Raw genomic sequence first — 19,929 nt, 5'->3', positions numbered from 1 at the left:
TGATAATGCTGATAGCAGGCTTTGATTTAAAAAAAAATCATAAAAAAAATATATATTCTACTATTTGTATTAAAGATGAATTATTGCGCTTAAGAAAAATCTCATTAGATTAAGCAATCCTGTAAAGTTTATAATTCTTGCTACTGCAACGCATAAGTTAGTTGCAGAGGTTAACCACAAACATTTGTTTTGTGCCTAAAGGGAAATAAACGCTGTTATCAACAGGGTATGCTTTCAGGAAGATACATACCCTGGATAACCAAATAAGGAACATAATTATGAAAAAGATGATTGCCACTCTGGCTCTAATCAACGCTGTCGCAGCAGCGCCCGCTTTAGCAGTTGATGGAACGATCAATTTCAAAGGGAAAATTATTGATGCTGCCTGTACCGTTGATTTGGACGGCGCAGGCGCAACGACCATGGATGTACTGCTGGGCAATGTTTATAAAAATGCCTTTACTGGCGTTGGCTCTACCGCTGGCGGAACAGCAAGCGCAACAAAATTTAATATTCTTCTGAAAGGTTGTCCTGATACCGTTAAAGCTGCAACAGTCAAATTTGATGGCATTGCCTATTCGGGCGATAACACGGTTCTGGCGCTGACCGAGGAAACCGGTGTCGCCACTGGCGTAGGTATTCAGCTGTCCGATAAATCAGGTGTACTGCCGCTTTTCTCTGAATCAGCCAGTTATACGCTGGTCTCCGGTAACAATGTTAATACCCTGGATTTTTATGCCCGCTATATTCAGAAAGATGCGGCAGTTACGGTTGGACCGGCCAACGCTGTAGCAACTTTTACTGTTAATTATTAATAGATGTATGCCGGCACCATTCTGATGTTTAAGAGTGGTGCCTGATTTTTACAGAAGGTTATAACATGCGTAAAACCACTTTGTTTTTCATCCTGATGCTTGCCTTTGGCCTGGCCAGCGCGCATGCCGGAGTAATAATTGGCGGCAGCCGAATGGTATATGAAGGCAATGAAAAAGAAAAAGCTATTAGTGTGGAAAATCCCGATGCTTTTTCTTTTCTTATCCAGTCATGGATCGAAGATGCAACAGGGAACATGATAAAAGATAACGCGCCATTTATCGTTACCCCGCCTTTATTCAGGCTTGATGGCAAGCAAAAAAACCTGTTACGGATTATCAGAACGGAAAATAGTTTACCTCAGGACAGGGAAACCCTGCTCTGGCTAAACATAAAATCTATTCCTGCTAAATCTGATACAGAGCATAATACTTTACAAATTGCTGTACGCACACGCTTAAAGCTGATCTTTCGCCCTGAAAGTTTAGTTGATGAAACTCCCGAGCAGCATGTTCAGAAGCTGGAGTGGAAAAAGAAAGGAAACCAATTGGTTGTAATAAACCCATCAAAATATTTAATGAACTTTATGTTTATCAGGATTAATAACAAAAAAGTTGTGGATGGCGGCGTTGTTATGCCTGAGTCTTCAGCTGCTTTTGACCTTCCGTCTGGTGAAACAGCTGGTGAGATTAGCTGGAAGCTAATCAATGATTACGGTGGTACAGGCCCGGTTCACCTCAATAAGATCTGATAAAAGTATATGTTATCGGGCGCCGGTACATAGCGTAGCCATTTGGCATGTGATTTTATCAGAATTGCACAATGGAATGTCGACATGAACAAATCCAGCAAAGAAAAAAATAATAAAAATGGGAAGAAATACTTAACTTTTATTGTGATTATCCCGGTTGTTGTACTTTTTTTGTGCCCGAACAAATCTGTAGCAGGATTAACTTTCAATCCTGCTTTTTTACAGACCGGCACGGGCAGTACCGCCACCTACGATCTTTCTGTTTTCGAGAACAGTCATTCGCAGGCACCGGGTGACTATATTGTCGACGTATGGTTGAACAATCATTTTGTTGAATCTAAAAAAATCACCTTCTTTTCTGCTGCTGGTGAAGGCAATGCTAATCTGGTGCCCTGTTTAAAGCTAACAACACTGGAATCTTACGGTGTCCGGATAAAAGCTTTTCCCAGTCTTAAAGAAGACGAACGCGGTTGTACTGATATCACGGTTATCCCGCAGGCTTCGGCGACATTTAATTTCAACAATCAGCGCCTGATTCTGAGTATCCCTCAGGCTGCGTTGCTGGCCAGCGCCAGAGGTTACGTATCACCGACACAGTTTGATGAAGGGATTAACGCTTTTCTGATGAACTACCATTTTTCCGGCGCCAGCAATACCGCTCGTAATAAATATGCGCAAAATAGCCAGAGCCAATATCTTAATTTGCGGCCAGGCCTCAATATCGGCGCCTGGCGCCTGCGCAACTACACGACCTGGAATCGCAGTAGTACCTCATCAGAAGGGGGAAAATGGGACTCGGTTTATACTTATCTACAACGTAATATTATCTCTGCCCGGTCGCAGCTGACGCTGGGTGAAAGCACTGCGCCTTCCGACATTTTCGAGGGCGTCCCCTTCCGTGGCGCGCAGCTGGCTTCAGATGATGAGATGCTGCCGGAAAGCCTGCGCGGCTACGCTCCTGTGGTTCACGGCACGGCCCGAACCAATGCTCAGGTAATTGTCAGGCAAAACGGATATATCATTTATCAAAGCTATGTCGCGCCTGGCGCCTTTGAGATCGCCGATCTCTATGCTACCGGCGGCAGCGGCGATCTTTATGTCACTATCAAAGAAGCTGACGGCAGCGAACAGCATTTGGTGGTGCCCTATGCTTCGCTGCCGGTTCTGGTGCGCGAGGGGCATCTCAGATACAGCCTGACCTCTGGCCAGTATCGTCCTTATGATTCCAGCGTGGAAAAAAACTATTTTAGCCAGGCGACGATGGTCTATGGCCTTCCCTGGAATATCACGCTATTCGGCGGGGGACAATTTTCCGCTCATTATCAGTCGCTCGCCTTTGGCATTGGGAAAAACTTCGGCGGGTTTGGCGCATTTTCTACCGATATCATTAACTCCTGGGCAACCGCTAAAGACAGTGAAAAAAAGGTCGGCCAGTCTTTAAGGATGCGCTACAGCAAGAATTTCTATGAAACCGGAACTAATTTTGCCATTGCCGGCTATCGCTACTCAACGCGCGATTATTACTCACTGCCGGAATTAATGGATACTTTTCGCCATGATCGTTCCCTTTTATGGCGTGAACAGGCACGTAACCGTACTGAATTAACACTCAACCAGAACCTGGGGCCATCGGCAGGTTCTCTCAGCGTAAATTTATTAAGAGAAGATTACTGGCGAACTCATCGCCGCATGGAATCTTTCGCAACCAGTTACAATAACAGCTATAACGGCATCAGCTATGGCTTTAACTATAGCTTTAATCGTAATACCTCGAGCCGTTCCGGCGAAAGACACAGTAAAGATCAGATTTTCTCTTTTAATCTTTCCATGCCGTTGGATCGCTGGCTCTCCAATACATGGGCAAGCTACACCTTGACCAGCAGCAAACCGGGCAATACCGGCCAAAGTATTAGCTTAAACGGGACCGCGCTTGAAGGTAACAGATTATCCTGGAACGCCCGTGAAGGATATGGCAGCCAGGGAGTTGGCAACAGCGGCAATCTCGATGCCAACTACCGCGGAAGCTATGGCGAAATTACCGCAGGGTACGGCTACGACAAAGAGATGCACAGACTGAGTTATGGCCTGGAAGGCGGATTACTGATACATCGGGATGGCGCTACTCTGAGCCAGGCTTTTAGTAATACGGCGGCTTTGGTTATTGCGCCCGGCGCCAGCGGCGTTCGGGTGGCCAGCCGTACTGGCGTTAAAACAGATTTCAGAGGCTATACCGTTGTGCCAGATATTACGCCCTATCGCGTATCGGACATCATGCTTGATACCACGTCTCTACCTGAAGATGTCGATCTGACGCTAACAACTAAAAGCATTGTGCCCACCAGAGGTGCAATCGTCCGGGCAACTTTTGCTGCGCAGGTCGGCGCGAGAGCTATTATGACCTTGACGCTGAAAGGCCAGCCGGTGCCCTTTGGCGCGCTGGTTGTTAATGAAGCGCTGCCCGATCAACAAATCAATATTGTCGGCGACGATGGCCAGGTCTATCTGAGTGGTTTAAAACCTACAGGTAATTTATTGGTTCAGTGGGGAAAATCGGCCGATAAAAAATGCCGTGTCGCTTACGTCTTGCCTGAAAAGAAAGCGCTAAGTGGTGTTCAGATGTTAAAAGGCGTTTGTCAGCAAGACTAAAGATAACCTCGCGGCCCTGTCTGGAGTAAAAGCATGAAAATAATCAAAATGATTCTTAAAATGAAAGTACTACTTATAATATTTCTATTACCCTCAATATCATATGCTGGCAATTGTATAATGGGAACGACACCAAATGTAACTACGGGCGCACTGGAATTAGCAATCGATCCACGCGTTAACGTAGGTGATATATTAGGCTATCGCTATAGTAAAGGCCTTACGGGCCAAATGCTGGTAGTGACCTGTACTGGCAGCTCGCCCTATCGTGCGGTGCCGCTATTAACCGCCAGTACCACGGTAGAGGGCGCCTATGAAACGGATATTGCCGGAGTCGGCGTTTTTATCAGCGATATTTATAAACCAGCAATGACGCTTCCCTATACCACTTCGCTGTCGCCCAATGTTTTAACGCCGTGGCTAAACCAAAATGAAGTAAGGTTAACCTTTGTAAAAACAGGCCCGATCACGCCAGGAACAGCGGGAAGTAAAACCATTGCTAGTTTTTATCTGAATTCGCAGGTATTCGCGAGTATAAAAATGAACAGTATGAAGGTAACGCAAAAAAGCTGTCTGGCCGATGTGAATTCACAAAATAAAATTGTTGATTTAGGTAGCCCAGTACGTAGCGAATTTAGCGGAATAGGCAGCGTCGCCGCCTCGTCAGAGCGCAATTTTAGCGTACTGCTCCAATGCCAGGCTGATAATATTCCTGTTCAGGTTACTTTCGATCCCGTAGGAGATGTCTCAGGCGACGGTTTATTAGCCATCAGTTCGGAAACCAATTCAGCAACAGGCGTTGCTGTAGAAGTTCTTGATGCAAGCCGTACGCCGCTAAGCTTTGCGACGGCTAAAACTTATCACAACGCCTCCGAGAGAACCATTGAAATACCGCTAGTCGCGCGCTATAAGCAAACCGGAACGATCGGCACTGGCACAGCAAACGCTGCAATGACGTTTACGATTACGCAGAATTAATGCATAAATCCCTGACATCAGGACATAACAACCACAGGTTATAAAAAATCACTATCAGAGATAGTTCATAGCTATAGTTCACGAATTTTAGAAAAAATAAAATCTCATTTAAAATGAGATGATATTAAATGAGTTGATAAAAGAAAGGTATAAACCCTATTTTTAAAGGACTCGGAAAAACCGGGTAATTACCAAGGAAGGCCTTATTGTAAGGCCGGTATGTTAAAAAAAGGAGCTTCACTATGAAAGAACTTTCCGTCATTGAAATGGATGATGTATCTGGTGCATACAGCTGGAACTTTACAGATCCCCTGTCTTTTTTTGGCAATCTTGCCGCGAATGCAGTTGAATTGGTAGCATCTGCAACTTTAGGCGCTTCAATCGGCGCCACAGGCGGAGCTTACGTTGGTGGTCGCCATGGCGGTGACGGCGGTGGTCTGCTTGGTCTCGGTATTATTGCAGAAGGAGTGGGATTGATCGCAGGTGGCATCCTGGGTGGAATTAGTGGCGGCATATATGGTGCAACTACCGGTTGGGATAATACCAATGAGCTGTTTGATAAAATTATTGACGGTTTTACCAACGGTACTCTTGTTTAATTTTTTTACAGAGCCACATTTGTGGCTCTTTTTTCCTTTCCGGAAGTTTTCATGACCGACAATAAAAATAAAAGTATATTCCGTAGCGAGGCTATTGACTACCAGCGGCAAAAATGGGTAGGCAAAGCGCTGCTTATCTCTAAAATTCCCGCACTCGCTATTACGGGATCCTGCCTGGCCTTCGTCATTACTATTGCACTGTGTATGGCGTTTTTCGATTATAGCCGTCGTATTGATGTTGATGGCGAAGTTATCACCCTGCCTCATTCGATAAATATCTATTCTCCACAGCAGGGCTATATCATTACCAATTTCGTGCAAGTCGGCGACAGAGTAAAAAAAGGCGATCCGCTTTATGAAATTGATGTTTCACGCACGACTTCTTCGGGCAATGTCAGCAGCGCTGCCGTTGAGTCTATTAAAGTTCAGAAAGAAAATTTACACGAAATCATCCGTAAACTAAAAGATAATAAAAAGTATACGCTGGATAATTTGCAGACGCAGATCGATAATTATGCGGCAGCTCATAAAGAGACGGAAAAGGCAGTAAAAAATGCACGCGAAAGCGCCAGGAAAATGGAAGAAAGCCTTAACAATTATGAAAAACATTTAAAAAGGGGGCTAATTACTCAGGACCAACTTAACTATCAGCGCGCCCAGTCGCTCTCTCAGCTGAGCGCATATCAATCACTCAGCAATCAAAGTATTCAGGAAAATATCCAGTTATCCCAGCTGCGTAGCGATAAAATGACCCGTGGCGCTGATTTCGATAACCAGATCTCACAGAGTGAATCGCAACTCAGCGATCTAGAACGCCAGCTGGCTGAATATAAAGCCAATAACAGCCTGATCGTTAATGCTAAACTGGACGGTATCATTGAATCGCTCAGCGTTACGCCGGGGCAGATGGTTGAAGCCAGCGCCAGCCTGGCGCAGATAAAACCCGTGGATAATGTCGAATATTATTTAATGCTATGGCTTCCTGATCATAGTCTTCCCTATGTAAAAAAGGGCGATGGCATAAATATTCGCTACAATGCTTTTCCGGCAGATAAATTTGGCCAGTTCCCTGGAAAAATCACTTCAATTTCTTCTATTCCCGCGTCGCCACAGGAAATGAGCAGCTATAGCAGCGGTTTGCGTCAGGAAAAAGGCGCATACTATAAGGTTTTGGTTTCAATTAAGACAACTGAGTTTAGCGATAAAGGTAAAAGGCTGGAAATAGCCAGTGGCCTACAGGCTAAATCCATTGTTTTCCTGGAAAAGAAGCCATTATATCAGTGGGCCATTGCGCCAATTAATAAAATTAAAAACAGCGTAACCGGAGTGGTTGATGACAACTAAGTCACTTTTTGAAAAAATTAACAGCAAAATAAATTTTACCCTACACCGAAAAGTCCCCCAAATTTTACAGTCAGAATCTTCAGAATGCGGGCTGGCCTGCCTGGCAATGATCTCTGGCTACTATGGCCTTAACGTCGATCTGTTTAATCTGCGCCAGAAATTTAACGTCTCAACCAAAGGGGCAACGCTGAAACTGGTAGCTAACGTCGCTTCCCGGCTACAGCTGAAAAACAGGGCTTTATCGCTAGATATCAATGAGATAAGAAAACTCAGAACGCCCTGCATTTTGCACTGGGATATGAACCACTTTGTGGTGCTGGTAAAAGTTCGTAGCTCATCCTTTGTGATCCACGATCCAGCGTTTGGCCGACGTATCGTCGGCATGAAGGATATGTCCAGTCACTTTACCGGCGTAGCGCTGGAACTCTGGCCGGATAAAGAGTTTCATAAAGAAACGGTCAAAACCAGGCTGCGTCTGCTGGATTTGATGAAAAATATCGACGGGCTAGCGGGCGCGCTGCTGAAAATTTTCGCGCTGTCGGTGGTTATCGAAGCCGTGAATTTGCTGCTACCGGTCGGTACGCAGCTGGTTACCGACCATGTTATACAGGCGCATGATTACGATCTGCTTACCGTTATCTGTCTTGGCCTGGTGATCTTTACCCTGTTTAAATCGCTTGTCAGTATGGCTCGTGCCTGGATTTCCATTACTTTAGGCACCCTGACCGACATTCAGTGGAAAACTACGTTGTTTGATCATCTGATGAAACTGCCTTTATCCTTCTTTGAAAAAAGGCATCTCGGTGATATTCAATCGCGTTTTTCTTCGCTGGACGCTATCCGTTCAACGTTTACCAACAGTATCGTCACCGGTATTATCGACGGCATTATGACCCTGGGCCTGTTTGCCATGATGATGCTTTACGGCGGCTGGCTGGTATGGGTTGTTGTTGGCTTTACAGCCTGTTATGCCCTGATCCGTTTTGGTACTTACCGGATATTTCGACAGCTCTCAGAAGAGCAGATTGTAAAAGGCGCTAAATCCAGCTCGCATTTTATGGAGACGCTGTACGGTATTTCCACAGTTAAGGCGCTGGGCATTGACAATGTTCGTTCCAGCCACTGGTTGAACCTCAATATTGATGCCACCAACACCGGCATTAAAACCACCCGTTTTAATATGATGTTTGGCGGACTGAATACGCTGATATCTGCTCTGGATCAGGTGGCTATTCTTTGGCTCGGCGCAGCGATGGTAATTGATAATAATATGACCCTCGGGATGTTTATGGCTTTTAACGCCTACCGCGGGCAGTTTTCGCAACGCGCCTCCAGCCTGATCGATCTGACGCTGAGTTTACGGATGCTTTCTCTCCATAACGAGAGGATCTCCGATATTGTCTTTACCGAGGCGGAAGTAAATATTTCTCCGCGTGCGGTCTTTCAACCCGGCGCTGGCGTGGCACTTGAAGCAAAAGCGCTGACCTACCAGTATGACGCCCTGTCGAAGCCGATTTTCAGCGATCTCAATATAACGATTCAGCCAGGCGAAAGCGTGGCTATCGTCGGCCCGTCCGGAGCGGGGAAAACAACGTTACTGAAGGTAATGAGTGGCCTGCTCAATCCCACCAGCGGGCAGATACTGGCGGGCGGCCTGGATATACATAAAATCGGCCTTAACAATTATCGTCAAAGCATCGCTTGCGTGCTGCAGGATGACAGACTTTTTTCCGGTTCAATTGCCGATAACATTAGCGGTTTTTCTCCTGAAGCCGATAAAGAATTGATTATGGCCTGCGCGGTTTATAGCAATATCCATCATGAAATAATGGCTATGCCGATGGGCTATGAAACCTTGATTGGCGAACTGGGCGCGGGGATATCGGGCGGGCAGAAACAGCGCCTTTTTATTGCGCGTGCTCTTTACCGTCGCCCTAATATTTTGCTAATGGATGAAGCGACCAGCCATCTCGATATTGATAATGAGACTGCCATTAATAAAGCGATCTGCTCGCTAAAAATCACCCGCATTATAGTCGCACATAGGCCCTCGACTATCGCCTCGGCCGACAGGGTTATTAATCTGCAATAGCCAAATTGATTTTTTTATTTTATAAAAATAAAATCCATTACCAAAAGCCAGTAAGTTACTTGCTGGCTTAAGGATGCCTACGACCAGACTAATTTTAAATCCCCCCCGAAACTTTCCAATTATTGATGATCTTTTTATATTTTAGCGATATTGACATTCCAGTTGTTTTATAAAAATTATGCGCAGCTATAGCTACAGGCTACAACTGGAAACTATAACCTGTAGCTATTCAATAAACACAGACAGCCTTCGCTCTATATATATTAATGCTCTCATTACCCATTCCTCCACGTTAAACATCAGCACACCTTTTAGCATGGCTAAATCGCAATCTCTTTTTATTACTTGATTCAGGTCACATATTTTTTAGTAGAAATATGTATCTACTCCTGCATTACAGCCATAACCTATCTTGCTTTATTTACAGGCTGTAGATGTCAGAAGATGATATTCCAAATGCGCGTAAAAATAGCATTACAATCAAAAAGATAAATTATAGTGATAAAGATAATTACCATCAAAAGAGGTTGATATGTATGAACTTACCGAATGCGAGTTAAAAAAAGTGGCTGGAGGCGTTGGAAATCAATATTTCTTTACGCCAGTTTCAATTCCTGATTTTTTTCTATCAAAGTATAAAAAATGCGTTATCCGACAATCCCAGCCATTATGTTATAACGCCCATATGGCCCGTAGCAGACCAGCCTGCTTTGTAGCGTTTTTTCAGGATATGATTGCTACCGCTCAGGCGCGTCTTAATAAACGCTTGTTAGATTCAGAAAAAGCTAAGCGCCAGTCGATTTGTTACAAAGCAGCCAGCGCAGAGGTGCTGGCACTTTGCTTGCCCGTCACTAAAGCATAGCTGCAGGCTGGCGCCATTACGGATAAGAAAAATTATTCTTTCAGTACAATTTTATAGTTAGTGTCCCATAAAGTTATGGAGCATCTCTGGCACTACTTACAAATCATAAAGTAATAATTTTATATTGTTTATAGTAACGCATATGCACGTATACACATTACTTATTGCCTATTTTCCTTTTTGAATGATACGATAAGGAAGCATAACCGCAGTCAAGAGGGAACTAAAGATGACAACTGGAAATAACAGTATCTCAAATGGATTTTCCTGGGCCTTACTGGAAATAAAATCCGGAAATAAAGTAGCACGCTCAGGTTGGGATAATGCCGAAGGTTACCTTGCCATCACCAAAGACGAGGGTGATAAATTTATCTCACTGGTCTATCAGGATGGTGGTTATAAAAAGTGGCAAGAAACGCATGAAGATTTGCTGGCGGAAGACTGGATTAGCTATTCAGAAGAAATTGAGCCCCGCAGGAAAAAATTTATCATATCAAAGGAGTGGTGACAATAGGAAGTTATTTCCATACTGGCTCTCAACACAATTATGGTTACTACAGCGGATGGGGAATTGGAGAATTTAAGCTAACTTCAACCGATATTTTTGACCCCGAGACGGTAGCGGTAAAAACATGCTGCGGCTACGACAAATCTATTTACAATAAGAAAAATGGCTTTTTATTCCAGATTGCGCAAGACAATACAAGCAAGTTAATAAAATTCTTGCAAAACAACCCGGCAGCACCTTTAACCGTTTTCATCGGCAATAACCAGTATAAACTGGGCCGCTACACAGGCCTTTCAAACCGGAACAACTATTTTTGGGAGGATGGCGAAGTTCAGCAATTATTAGATAATTGCTTTAATAAAAATAACATTAATAAAAGCTACCCGATTATCCTCCAGTTCGAAATTGATAACCTGAGCGTTTGATAGTCTGAAGCCAGGTGCTGTCCACAAAGTCCTGGCCGTAAGGCCCGGACTCTGTTCTGACAAAATCAGTGCAGATCACCATTCTAAAAAACCTTATTAAACTTCTCCTGCATCAAGTCGGCGATTAAAAAAGTATTTGCTGAATTTTCTTCAGTGATGTCTCGTGCGATAGCCACAGCGACGGCATAAGTCAGCGAAGCATTAAAAGGATGAAAAACAATAATCAATGCGCGCTCTTGTTGTTATAAACCGGTGGTCCACAAGCACGCTATCAGCCGTTTTAAGCCTGTAACTAAGCTTATAAAGCCTTTGATCAGCGTCGGGAAACCTCTACAGGCAATAGCCAGCAAAGGCCAATTTTACCCGTCAGCAGAACCAACGGGTAAAACGACTATTGTGCCGACTCGGGTTTATTCACCGACTTTGATAACGATTTTACCAAAGGCACCGCGTGAGAGGTGATTAAACGCCTCCACTGCCTCTTCAAACGGATAAACGCGCTCGATTTCAGGAGCGATTTTATGCCTGTCCAGAAAGGGATTCATGCGGTCGAAAGAAGTTCGCGGCGCAACCGCAATGCCCCGAATAGTCGTCTGGCGAAAAATAACCGGCATCAAATCCAGCCGGGCTGTCTGCCCGGTAAGAAAGCCAACCTGCGCGACAATGCCGGCTACTTTAGTGGCCGCTACGGATTTGTTGATCCCGTTCCCGCCAGCGACATCAATAGTGATGTCAACGCCTTTGCCATCGGTAAGCTCAAGCACTTTCTGCTCCCAGTCCGGATGGGTCTTATAATTAATTCCTTCGTCGGCACCCAAGGTTTTGATCCGTTCAAGGTTTTCGTCTTTACTGGACGTGGCGATAACGCGCGCACCGTGAGCATGCGCAATCTGTGCAGCAAAGACGGAAACGCCGCCGGTGCCCTGCACCAGTACCGTCTGGCCCGGCTGCAGATTGCCCACATCCATCAGGGAATACCATGCTGTCAGCGCGGCGATTGGCAGCGTGGACGCCTGCTCGTCGGACATATGAGCTGGCGTTTTAACAGCCGCGTTCTCGTGGATAATCATATAGTCGGCAAGGCCGCCCGGCAGCGGCATACCAAGACACCATGCCGGTTCATCTGCTGCCGGCTCACCGTCGATCCAGTGTGAGTACAGATGAGAGTTAACGCGGTCTCCCACTTCGAAACGTGAGACACCGCTGCCCACGGCAACAACCGTTCCGGCGGCATCGGAAACCGGGATCAGAGATTTTGGCACCAGATGAGGCTCGTAAAAGCCTTCAACGATCGCTTTATCACGAAAGTTGAGAGAGACGGCACCAACTTTAACCAGCAGTTCGCCCGGCCCTGGTGTCGGCGTCGGGACATCTTCGAGTTTCAGCTTTTCAAGGCCGAAGTCTTTTAGTAACCATGCTTTCATAATGTTATTTCCTCATTTCAGTGAATTCATCACCTGCCCGCCACGGCAGGTCAAAATGCAGAGCCATAGCGATCATAAAAAGAGCCACGCAGATGAAAAAGAGACGCCGGAATAATTCACTGGTACTCCAGAGGAAACAATTCGCGCTTAATACTCAGGGAAAGTTGTAAAATCAGGGTTTGGGCTCCCGTAGCGGGTAAACGATCCGGATAGATCAGGAAAGAAAATGCGTTCAAATATGCTGGAACACATGGAAATCTTTGTGCAGGTCGTCGGACAGGGCAGCTTTACTCGTGCGGCGGACACCTTGCAGATACATCGCCCGGCCGTCAGCAAAGCTGTCCAGCAGCTTGAAGATGAACTGGGGGTAAAACTACTTCACCGTACTACCCGAAAACTGAGCATGACGGCGGAAGGCGAAGAGTTCTACCAGCGCGCTCGCCAGGTCATTACCGACGTAAAGGGCATCATGGCCTCTTTTTCCCCCGCGCAGCCGCCGCGCGGTCGTCTACGGTTGGATGCGCCGCTGGCGCTGGTGCATACCATGATCGTTCCCGCGCTGGCAGAATTCCAGGCACAGTATCCGGACATTGAGATTGTTTTGACCGCATCAGACAAAATAACCGATCTGATCGGTGAAGGCGTGGACTGTGTTATTCGTCTGGGTGAGCTGGCGGACTCCAGCTTCATCTCTCGCCGCCTGGGTCAGGCCAGCATGGTAACCTGCGCCTCGCCGGACTATATCAGCCGCTACGGCCAGCCGACATCGCCCGATGAGCTATTGCAGCATAAGGCCGTCAATTTTTTCAGCGAGCACAGCCGGGAAGTGATGGACTGGAAATTTGTTCAGGACGGAAAAATCATTTCCCGACGTCCCGCCAGCGGCGTGCTGGTCAATAACTCCGATGTGCTGCTAACCAGCGGCCTGGCCGGGCTTGGGATCCTCCATGCGCCTCGGGCTGCTCTGGCGCCGCATATCCGCTCCGGGGATTTGATTGAGCTGCTGCCCGATTTCCAGGCCGTGTCTAAACCGGTTTCCGTGCTGTGGCCGGACAGACGTTACCTGTCACCTAATGTCAGGGTGTTTATCGACTGGATAAGCGATCTCTTCCACCGTCAGCAGGATGACTATTAAGGCCTGAGCGCTGCAAAACAGCTATCAGGCGGCATCAACAACATCAACAGCCACTCCCTGCGTTGCCAGCGCTTCTTTGCAGGCGTCGGGAATACCGTTATCGGTAATAACGCGGCTGAAAGGACGGTCGGGCGCGAGTGGGTAAGGATGGATCAGGCCAAACTTCGACGAGTCGGTCAGCGCTATGGTCTGCGTCTCTTTAGCCATCAGGGCGTTGACCACATCGCAGCGCAGCATATTACGCCCGGTGAAGCCTGTCGTTGCATCCCATCCGTCTATGCCGATAAAGGCTTTGTGGAAATTGATATTCTGGATACAGAGCCGGGTAAGCGGCCCTACTACGGATTCACTGCTTTTCTGGTACAGCCCGCCAAGAAGAATAACTTCTCCGCCCGTATCCCTGAGCAGCGTGGCAATATAGTGGCTGGCCGTAATAATAGTGATGTCACGTCTTTCACTAAGTTCTCTCGCCAGCAGCGCGTTAGTGCTTCCTCCTTCAATACAGACCACTTCACCGGCATTCACCAACGAAGCGGCGTGTTCTGCGAGGCGCTTCTTAACGGCATAGCGGGTGCGCATCCTTGCGCCTACGTCATCGCTTTCAGGCACTACAGCCGAGCCGTGCACACGACGCAGAAGGCCGCTTTTTTCCAGCACGTTCAGATCCTGACGTATCGTCACTTCCGAAACGCCGGCGATCTGAGACAGTTCGCTGACGCTGACGCTGCCGCGTTCACTAACAAGCTGAATAATCTTTTGATGCCGTAAATTCATAGTGTTGGCCGATAAACTTTTTCATCAAGCTTACCAGAAAGCCAGTCCGCGGCGCACGTTGCTGCGCCCGAAAGACATTCAGCCCAGCCCGAGACTGCGGCGTCCGTTGGCGTTGAGCTGGTCGGGAGTGAAACGCTTTTTCCAGCTAACCTCATAATTTTCTTTTGGAAAGTCGGCTGGTGATTCGCCGGACGCCAGCGCGCGGGCCACAGCAGCCGCACAGGCAGCATTATAGGTAGAAGCAAAACCTCAATAGCTTTGTTTCACTTCCTTCGTCGTCTTCCGCTTTTTAAACATCGCCAGCCTGTTATCCAGCGCTTCGCTGTAGAGCATCGTATCCACGCCGACAGCGACAAAATTCGCGCCCCACTCTATGCATTTTTCCGCCATCGCCGGATCGACCGCCAGAAAACCGGCGGCTTTGCCCGCGTTGCGAATACGGCGAATGCTCTGCTCGATGATGCGCTGTACTTCAGGATGCCCCGCGTTATCCGGATAGCCAAGCGAAGCGGACAGATCTGCCGGGCCGATAAATACGCCGTCAATGCCTTCTACCTCGAGGATCTCATCCAGATTTTCCAGCGCGGCTTTGCTCTCCATCTGCATCAGCAGACAAAATTCTTCGTTAGCCTGCGCCATATAATTCTCTACCCTTCCCCAGCGCGCCGCGCGGGCAACACTGGCTCCCACGCCGCGCACGCCTTCAGGCGGATAGCGCGTGGCGGCAACCACTTCACGCGCCTGCTTTGCATCATCGACCATCGGGATAAGCAGAGTTCTTGCGCCGATATCCAGCACCTGTTTAATCAGCGCGCGGCTGCCTTCCAGCGGCCTGATAACCGGCTGGCTGTTATAGGGCGCTATCGCCTGTAGCTGATGATAAAGATCCTGCGCCGTGTTGGGCGCGTGTTCGCCATCTATCAGCAGCCAGTCATAGCCAGAAGTGGCGGCAATCTCCGCCAGATAAGAAGAGGTAGAGCTTAGCCACAGCCCAATCTGCACTTCCCCGTTTTGTAATCCGGCTTTAAAAGGATTAGCGAGAACCTGATTCATATTTTTCCTTATTTCAGTAGCGTATCTGGGTAGAGGGAGCGAGGCTGCGGCGCACGCCCAGCAGGAAGATAAGCAGCGTACCGATTAAAGCGGCACCCGCCAGCGCCAGCAGGCCGGCGGCATCGCTGGCGAAAAAACTTTCCGCCTTTACGCGGATAAGAGGCGCCAAAAAGCCACCAACCGCGCCGAACAGGTTGATAAAACCAATTCCGGCGGCCAGCGCGGTGCCGGAAAGCAGCTGGCCCGGCATAGTCCAGAAAACCGGCTGAACGGCGATAAAACCAACGGCAGCCACGCACAGCGCCAGGATGGCGAAAAGCGGCGAGACCAGCCCGGAAATGCCTATGCCGATCCCGGCGGCCAGCAGCGTCAGCGCGGCGATAATGCGCCTTTCGCCGGTGCGGTCAGAATAGCGTGGGATAAACAAGGTGCCCGCCAGCGCAGCAACCCACGGGATCGCCGTGACCAGCGAAGCAGTAAAGCCGACTTTGGTGCCCAGCAGCGCCGCGACCTGGGTCGGCAGAAAGAAAATCAGGCCGTAGACGGCGATCTGAATCGCCATATAGATCATCGCCAGCTGCCAGACGCGCCCACTACGCAGCGCATCGGCAAAACGCGAAGTGACTTTTTGCTGCTCCTCGCTTGCCAGCTGGGCCGTCAGCGCCTGTTTCTCTTCTACGCTGAGAAAACGTGCCTGCTGCGGCGAGTCATCCAGCCAGAAGAAAGTAAAGGCTCCGGCCAGCACTGCCAGCATTCCTTCAATCACAAACATCCAGAACCAGCCCGCATAGCCAAGAAAACCGTGCAGCTCCAACAGCGCGCCGGAAAGCGGTGACCCGAGGCTCAGGGCCAGCGGCGCGCCCATATAAAATAGCCCCATAATGCTGGCGCGGTTGCGCTGTGGAAACCATTGCGCGGTCAGGTAGATCATGCCGGGGAAAAAGCCGGCCTCCGCCGCGCCAAGCAGCGTGCGGATCAGTAAGAATTTCGCTTCGCTGTCCGCCCAGGCCATCGCCACCGATAAAAATCCCCACAGCAGCGTGGTGCAGCCGATCCATTTGCGTGCGCCCAGTTTGCACAACAGCAGGTTCGCCGGAATGCCAAGGAAGGCGTACATCACGAAAAAAATCCCCGCGCCCAGCGCATAGGCTTCGTTACTGAGGCCGGTATCAAGCTGGTAAGCTTCTTTAGCGAAACCGATATTGGAGCGATCCAGAAACGCCAGCACGTACAGCGTGAGCATAAAAGGGATCAGGTGCGCGCGATTTTTTTTCACCGCGCCCTCAAGCAAAGCGCTATTCATCATCGACTCCTTACAGCGGCTGGTGTTGATAAGGACGTATCAGATTGCCGTCCCGGTTAAGCTCGACGCCAAATCCCGGCTTATCCAGCACGGATTTATGGATACGCCCATTGACCGGCACGGGTTCGTTCAGCAGCAGCGGATCGAACTGCGGACGCAGCGCCGAGCAATCCGGACTGGTCATCAGGAACTCGCTGAACGGCGTGTTGGTAAAAGTGATCACCGCATGATGGGAATAGACAGAAGAGCCGTGCGGAACCACCAGTTGCCCGCGAGCTTTGGCGATGGCGGCGATCTCGACCAGCGTAGTCAGGCCGCCGCACCAGCCGACATCCGGCTGCATGATGTCGATACCGGTTTCGGAGAGCGTGAGAAAAGATTGCAGCGTGCCGTGGTGCTCGCCGCTGGTCACCATCATGCCCGCTGGCGCGTTGCGCTTCAGCTCCGCATAGCCGGAATAGTGCTGCGGCGGCAGAGACTCTTCTATCCATTTAAGGTTGTAAGGCGCGCAGGCGTGAGCGAGTTTCGTAGCGTAATTCACGTCCTGGCTCATCCAGCAGTCCAGCATCAGCCAGAAATCCGGCCCGCATTTTTCACGGTATTCCGCCACCATCGCGGCATCTTTACGGATACCGGCATCGCCGTCGTGCGGCCCCCAGTGCGTCGGCATTTTCCCGCCGATAAAGCCCATCTCTTTCGCCAGATCGGGACGCGCGCCGGTAGCGTAAAACTGGATTTCATCCCGTACCGCGCCGCCAAGCAGTTTATATACCGGCTGGCCAAGCACTTTGCCGAACAGATCCCATAAGGCCAGATCCACGCAGGAAATGGTGTTCATCACCAGACCGCCGGATCCTGCATAGTACATAGTGGCGCCAAGCATCTGATCGTGGATCAGTTTGATATCGCTAACGCATTTACCCTCGATAAAGCGATTAAGATGTTTTTCCACGATAAAGCAGCCCATCTCGCCCGCCGTTGAAACAGCAAAGCCGGTCTGGCCGTTATCCGCTTCGACCTCTACTATCAGCGTGCCCAGCACGTTGATGCCGAATGACTGGCGCGACTGCTCATAGTCGCGGTATTTGCTCATTGGCGTGGCGATATGATCGTCAATCCAGTGGCCCGAGCCCTGATCGTGATAATCGCCGCCGCCCGCGCCTTTTTCTGCCGTTGCGCCGCCGGTAAACCATGCCCGCACCTGTTTGATTTTGGGTAAAGTCATGCTGTTCTCCTTGTTATGAGGCCTGTTGTTCAAAAGGACTTTTCCAGCCGAGCAAACGCGAGATCTCCCTGGCGCAGGCAATGGCTCTGCCTGCCAGATAATCACGGTTGTCGTCATTGATTTGCAGCCGGGTGCCGACCACGGAAATCGCCGCCGTCAGCTCATGGCGGGCATTGAAGATTGGCGCGGCCACGCAGCGCACGTCCGGGAAATCTTCGCCACGGTCAAAGCTCCAGCCCTGCGTGCGGATCAGAGTCAGCTCTTCCCTGAGCCTTTCCGGCCCGGTAATAGTTGTTGGCGTGGCCTGCTCCCATTTCAGCTGGCTGATAATGGCTTCCCGCGTTGCCGGGGGCTGCCAGGCCAGCAGGCATTTGCCAATGCCGGAACGGTAGAGCGAAAGGCTTTTTCCCTCGTGCGAGCGCACGCTGATGGTTGAGGAAGATTCGATTTTGAGGATGTAGTAAGCGTTTTCCCGATCGATAATGCCAAGATGGCAAAGCAGCCCGGTCTCGTGCATCAGTCGGGTAAGCGCCGGACGGGCGGTATCGCGCAGATCCAGTTTGTTGAGCGCGTGGCCGGCAAGCTCCACCAGCGCCGTCCACAGACAGTAGTTGTCGTGGCTGTCCATGCTGAGAAAACGCTGTCGCTTTAACTCTCCCAGCAGCAGATAGACCGTGCTTTTAGGGATAGCCAGTTCCGTAACTATGGTCGCGGCGCTGCACGGGCCGATACGGGCGATAAGATTAAGAATATCCAGCGCTCGGGTAAGCGCGGGCACTTTACTTGATTCCACCATGCTGGACTCCACTCCTGAATAGTGGACTCAGTGTTGCGGCAGCCGCAGCTAAAAATTGTGAAGCGGATCGAGGCTTTTGCCGAGTCCAGCCGGCTGGAGCGCATGCGGAATAAAAGTGTGAAACGGTGCACAGATCGTCCGACTGCAGGTACAACGGGCTGGACTGGATGCGGGTAAATTATTTTTGCGGCGGTTTCGTTTAAATAGCCAGCGGGCCAAAACCCACCGGCCTTCTCTCTTACTCTTTCACCTCTACGCTCTGCGCAAGCAGATTTTTTGCCCGGGATTTCGCTACTATTCCCCAGGAAAGCAGCAGCAGCGAGCAGAGGATCCAGGTCAGCGTCTCTGCTGAAAACGCCACGCGCTGGCTAAACTGCTGCGACAGAAAATAGAACAGCGGTGCCAGCACTAAGGCAAATGAGACCACCAAAGGCTGCACCTTGCTGATGCCGACCTGCAGAATATAAAGCGGCAAAACGTTGCCCAGCAGCGCGACCAGTAGCAAGGTTAGCCAGTACTGCTGCAGCGTAGCCCAAATCTCCTGATAGCCCGCGATATAAGCGCCAACCAGCACAATCAGCACAAAACGAAACGTCATGATGCTGTGCGGTTTTACGCCCTGGTTATTTAACCGCTTTGAAAAAACGGTGTTCAGCACCATAGAGAGCCCGCACAGAAAAGCCATGCCGATCCCGATAATGGCATGCTCCTTTGAAATATTCCCCAGCGCGCTGGTGCCGTTGATAGTAGAACGGATCATCATCAGCATACAGACAAAAACGCCTGTCGCAGCAAACGCTTCCGCACGGCTTAGCCTGTCGCTTTTGTAGATTTTCACCGTAATAAACAGCATCAGCAGCGGGCCTATTGCGTTCGCCAGCGCTGAGACCACCGCTGGCTCAATATATTTTAAGGCGACAAAAAAGCCCAACCAGCTTCCCGCCGTAGTCAGATTGATAGCCAGCACGTTATAAAACTTTGACTCAGGCGCGGCCTGAGGCTGCTCTTTCTTTTTATAGAAGAAAGAGACGCCCATAAAGAAAACGCTGACAAAGAAAAAAGTAATGGTAATAGTGGCGAACAGATTTGCCTTTTGCAGCAGGCCCGACAGATAAACCGCCTGGATACCTGACAGGAGGTTAAATATCAGTATATAGCCGACGCCAAAACGGCTGCCCTTCTGGCTGGTAACGTTTTCCAT

18 protein-coding genes and 1 pseudogene are annotated in these 19,929 nt (G+C 49.2%); 11 read left to right on the top strand and 8 right to left on the bottom strand.

Features of this window, described 5'->3' with window-relative positions:
- Nucleotides 1–278 precede the first annotated feature (278 nt).
- The 10 genes from ACETPC_RS16015 (at nucleotide 279) to ACETPC_RS15970 (ending at nucleotide 11,018) form a co-directional block, all read left to right on the top strand.
- Nucleotides 279–815, top strand: coding sequence for a fimbrial protein (locus ACETPC_RS16015; protein ID WP_380182963.1), 537 nt, complete (start codon nucleotides 279–281; stop codon nucleotides 813–815).
- Nucleotides 816–880: 65 nt separating this feature from the next.
- Nucleotides 881–1,564 (top strand): molecular chaperone, encoded by a 684-nt coding sequence (locus ACETPC_RS16010; protein ID WP_380182961.1) that lies wholly within the window; start codon nucleotides 881–883, stop codon nucleotides 1,562–1,564.
- A gap of 84 nt (nucleotides 1,565–1,648) precedes the next feature.
- The gene (locus ACETPC_RS16005) at nucleotides 1,649–4,210 is read left to right on the top strand and encodes a fimbria/pilus outer membrane usher protein (protein WP_380182959.1); all 2,562 of its coding nucleotides are present in this window, start codon (nucleotides 1,649–1,651) and stop codon (nucleotides 4,208–4,210) included.
- A gap of 33 nt (nucleotides 4,211–4,243) precedes the next feature.
- Nucleotides 4,244–5,188, top strand: coding sequence for a fimbrial protein (locus tag ACETPC_RS16000; protein ID WP_380182958.1), 945 nt, complete (start codon nucleotides 4,244–4,246; stop codon nucleotides 5,186–5,188).
- Nucleotides 5,189–5,430: 242 nt separating this feature from the next.
- Nucleotides 5,431–5,787 (top strand): hypothetical protein, encoded by a 357-nt coding sequence (locus ACETPC_RS15995; RefSeq protein ID WP_380182956.1) that lies wholly within the window; start codon nucleotides 5,431–5,433, stop codon nucleotides 5,785–5,787.
- A 51-nt stretch (nucleotides 5,788–5,838) separates the two neighbouring features.
- Nucleotides 5,839–7,131, top strand: a complete 1,293-nt coding sequence (locus tag ACETPC_RS15990) for an HlyD family secretion protein (protein ID WP_380182955.1) — start codon at nucleotides 5,839–5,841, stop codon at nucleotides 7,129–7,131.
- Entirely contained in the window at nucleotides 7,121–9,223 is a 2,103-nt protein-coding gene (locus tag ACETPC_RS15985; protein ID WP_380182953.1) for a peptidase domain-containing ABC transporter, read from the top strand. The genes ACETPC_RS15990 and ACETPC_RS15985 overlap by 11 nt, the downstream gene beginning before the upstream one ends.
- A gap of 532 nt (nucleotides 9,224–9,755) precedes the next feature.
- Complete coding sequence (locus ACETPC_RS15980) at nucleotides 9,756–10,085, top strand: hypothetical protein (RefSeq protein WP_380182951.1); 330 nt, start codon at nucleotides 9,756–9,758, stop codon at nucleotides 10,083–10,085.
- A gap of 229 nt (nucleotides 10,086–10,314) precedes the next feature.
- Nucleotides 10,315–10,593, top strand: coding sequence for an MW1434 family type I TA system toxin (locus ACETPC_RS15975; protein ID WP_380182949.1), 279 nt, complete (start codon nucleotides 10,315–10,317; stop codon nucleotides 10,591–10,593).
- Nucleotides 10,590–11,018, top strand: coding sequence for a hypothetical protein (locus ACETPC_RS15970; protein ID WP_380182947.1), 429 nt, complete (start codon nucleotides 10,590–10,592; stop codon nucleotides 11,016–11,018). Before ACETPC_RS15975 ends, ACETPC_RS15970 begins: the two co-directional genes overlap by 4 nt.
- 410 nt (nucleotides 11,019–11,428) lie before the next feature.
- On the opposite strand, the gene ACETPC_RS15965 is transcribed toward ACETPC_RS15970, so the two are convergent.
- Nucleotides 11,429–12,442 (bottom strand): NAD(P)-dependent alcohol dehydrogenase, encoded by a 1,014-nt coding sequence (locus ACETPC_RS15965; protein WP_380182945.1) that lies wholly within the window; start codon nucleotides 12,440–12,442, stop codon nucleotides 11,429–11,431.
- A 226-nt stretch (nucleotides 12,443–12,668) separates the two neighbouring features.
- Here ACETPC_RS15965 and ACETPC_RS15960 point away from each other — a divergent pair, with 226 nt between their 5' ends.
- A complete protein-coding gene (locus ACETPC_RS15960) occupies nucleotides 12,669–13,577 on the top strand; it encodes a LysR substrate-binding domain-containing protein (protein WP_380182943.1) in 909 nt (302 codons plus the stop codon).
- Between the two features lie 24 nt (nucleotides 13,578–13,601).
- Here the strand turns inward: ACETPC_RS15960 and ACETPC_RS15955 are convergent, their stop codons facing one another.
- From ACETPC_RS15955 to ACETPC_RS15925, 7 genes and pseudogenes are all read right to left on the bottom strand, one after another.
- Nucleotides 13,602–14,351 (bottom strand): DNA-binding transcriptional regulator YciT, encoded by a 750-nt coding sequence (locus tag ACETPC_RS15955; RefSeq protein WP_380182941.1) that lies wholly within the window; start codon nucleotides 14,349–14,351, stop codon nucleotides 13,602–13,604.
- Nucleotides 14,352–14,429: 78 nt separating this feature from the next.
- Nucleotides 14,430–14,576: pseudogene (locus tag ACETPC_RS15950) on the bottom strand (DUF1479 domain-containing protein); the annotation flags it as partial.
- A gap of 24 nt (nucleotides 14,577–14,600) precedes the next feature.
- Nucleotides 14,601–15,404 carry a 2-keto-3-deoxy-L-rhamnonate aldolase gene (gene yfaU, locus ACETPC_RS15945; protein WP_380182939.1) on the bottom strand — a complete coding sequence of 268 codons (804 nt, stop codon included), beginning with the start codon at nucleotides 15,402–15,404 and terminating at the stop codon, nucleotides 14,601–14,603.
- Nucleotides 15,405–15,417: 13 nt separating this feature from the next.
- The gene (locus ACETPC_RS15940; protein WP_380183055.1) at nucleotides 15,418–16,707 is read right to left on the bottom strand and encodes an MFS transporter; all 1,290 of its coding nucleotides are present in this window, start codon (nucleotides 16,705–16,707) and stop codon (nucleotides 15,418–15,420) included.
- A gap of 10 nt (nucleotides 16,708–16,717) precedes the next feature.
- Nucleotides 16,718–17,932 carry an L-rhamnonate dehydratase gene (gene rhmD / locus ACETPC_RS15935; RefSeq protein ID WP_380182937.1) on the bottom strand — a complete coding sequence of 405 codons (1,215 nt, stop codon included), beginning with the start codon at nucleotides 17,930–17,932 and terminating at the stop codon, nucleotides 16,718–16,720.
- 13 nt (nucleotides 17,933–17,945) lie between these two features.
- The gene (locus tag ACETPC_RS15930; RefSeq protein ID WP_380182935.1) at nucleotides 17,946–18,728 is read right to left on the bottom strand and encodes an IclR family transcriptional regulator; all 783 of its coding nucleotides are present in this window, start codon (nucleotides 18,726–18,728) and stop codon (nucleotides 17,946–17,948) included.
- Between the two features lie 238 nt (nucleotides 18,729–18,966).
- Nucleotides 18,967–19,929: an EamA family transporter gene (locus ACETPC_RS15925; protein WP_380182933.1), complete on the bottom strand. Its 963-nt coding sequence runs from the start codon at nucleotides 19,927–19,929 to the stop codon at nucleotides 18,967–18,969.

This window comes from Pantoea sp. sgz302252, from assembly GCF_042610525.1.
In the GTDB taxonomy this organism is placed as follows: Bacteria; Pseudomonadota; Gammaproteobacteria; order Enterobacterales; family Enterobacteriaceae; genus Erwinia.
The sequence above is the reverse complement of the archived record's forward strand: the minus strand, read 5'-3'. Positions and strand labels throughout refer to the sequence as shown.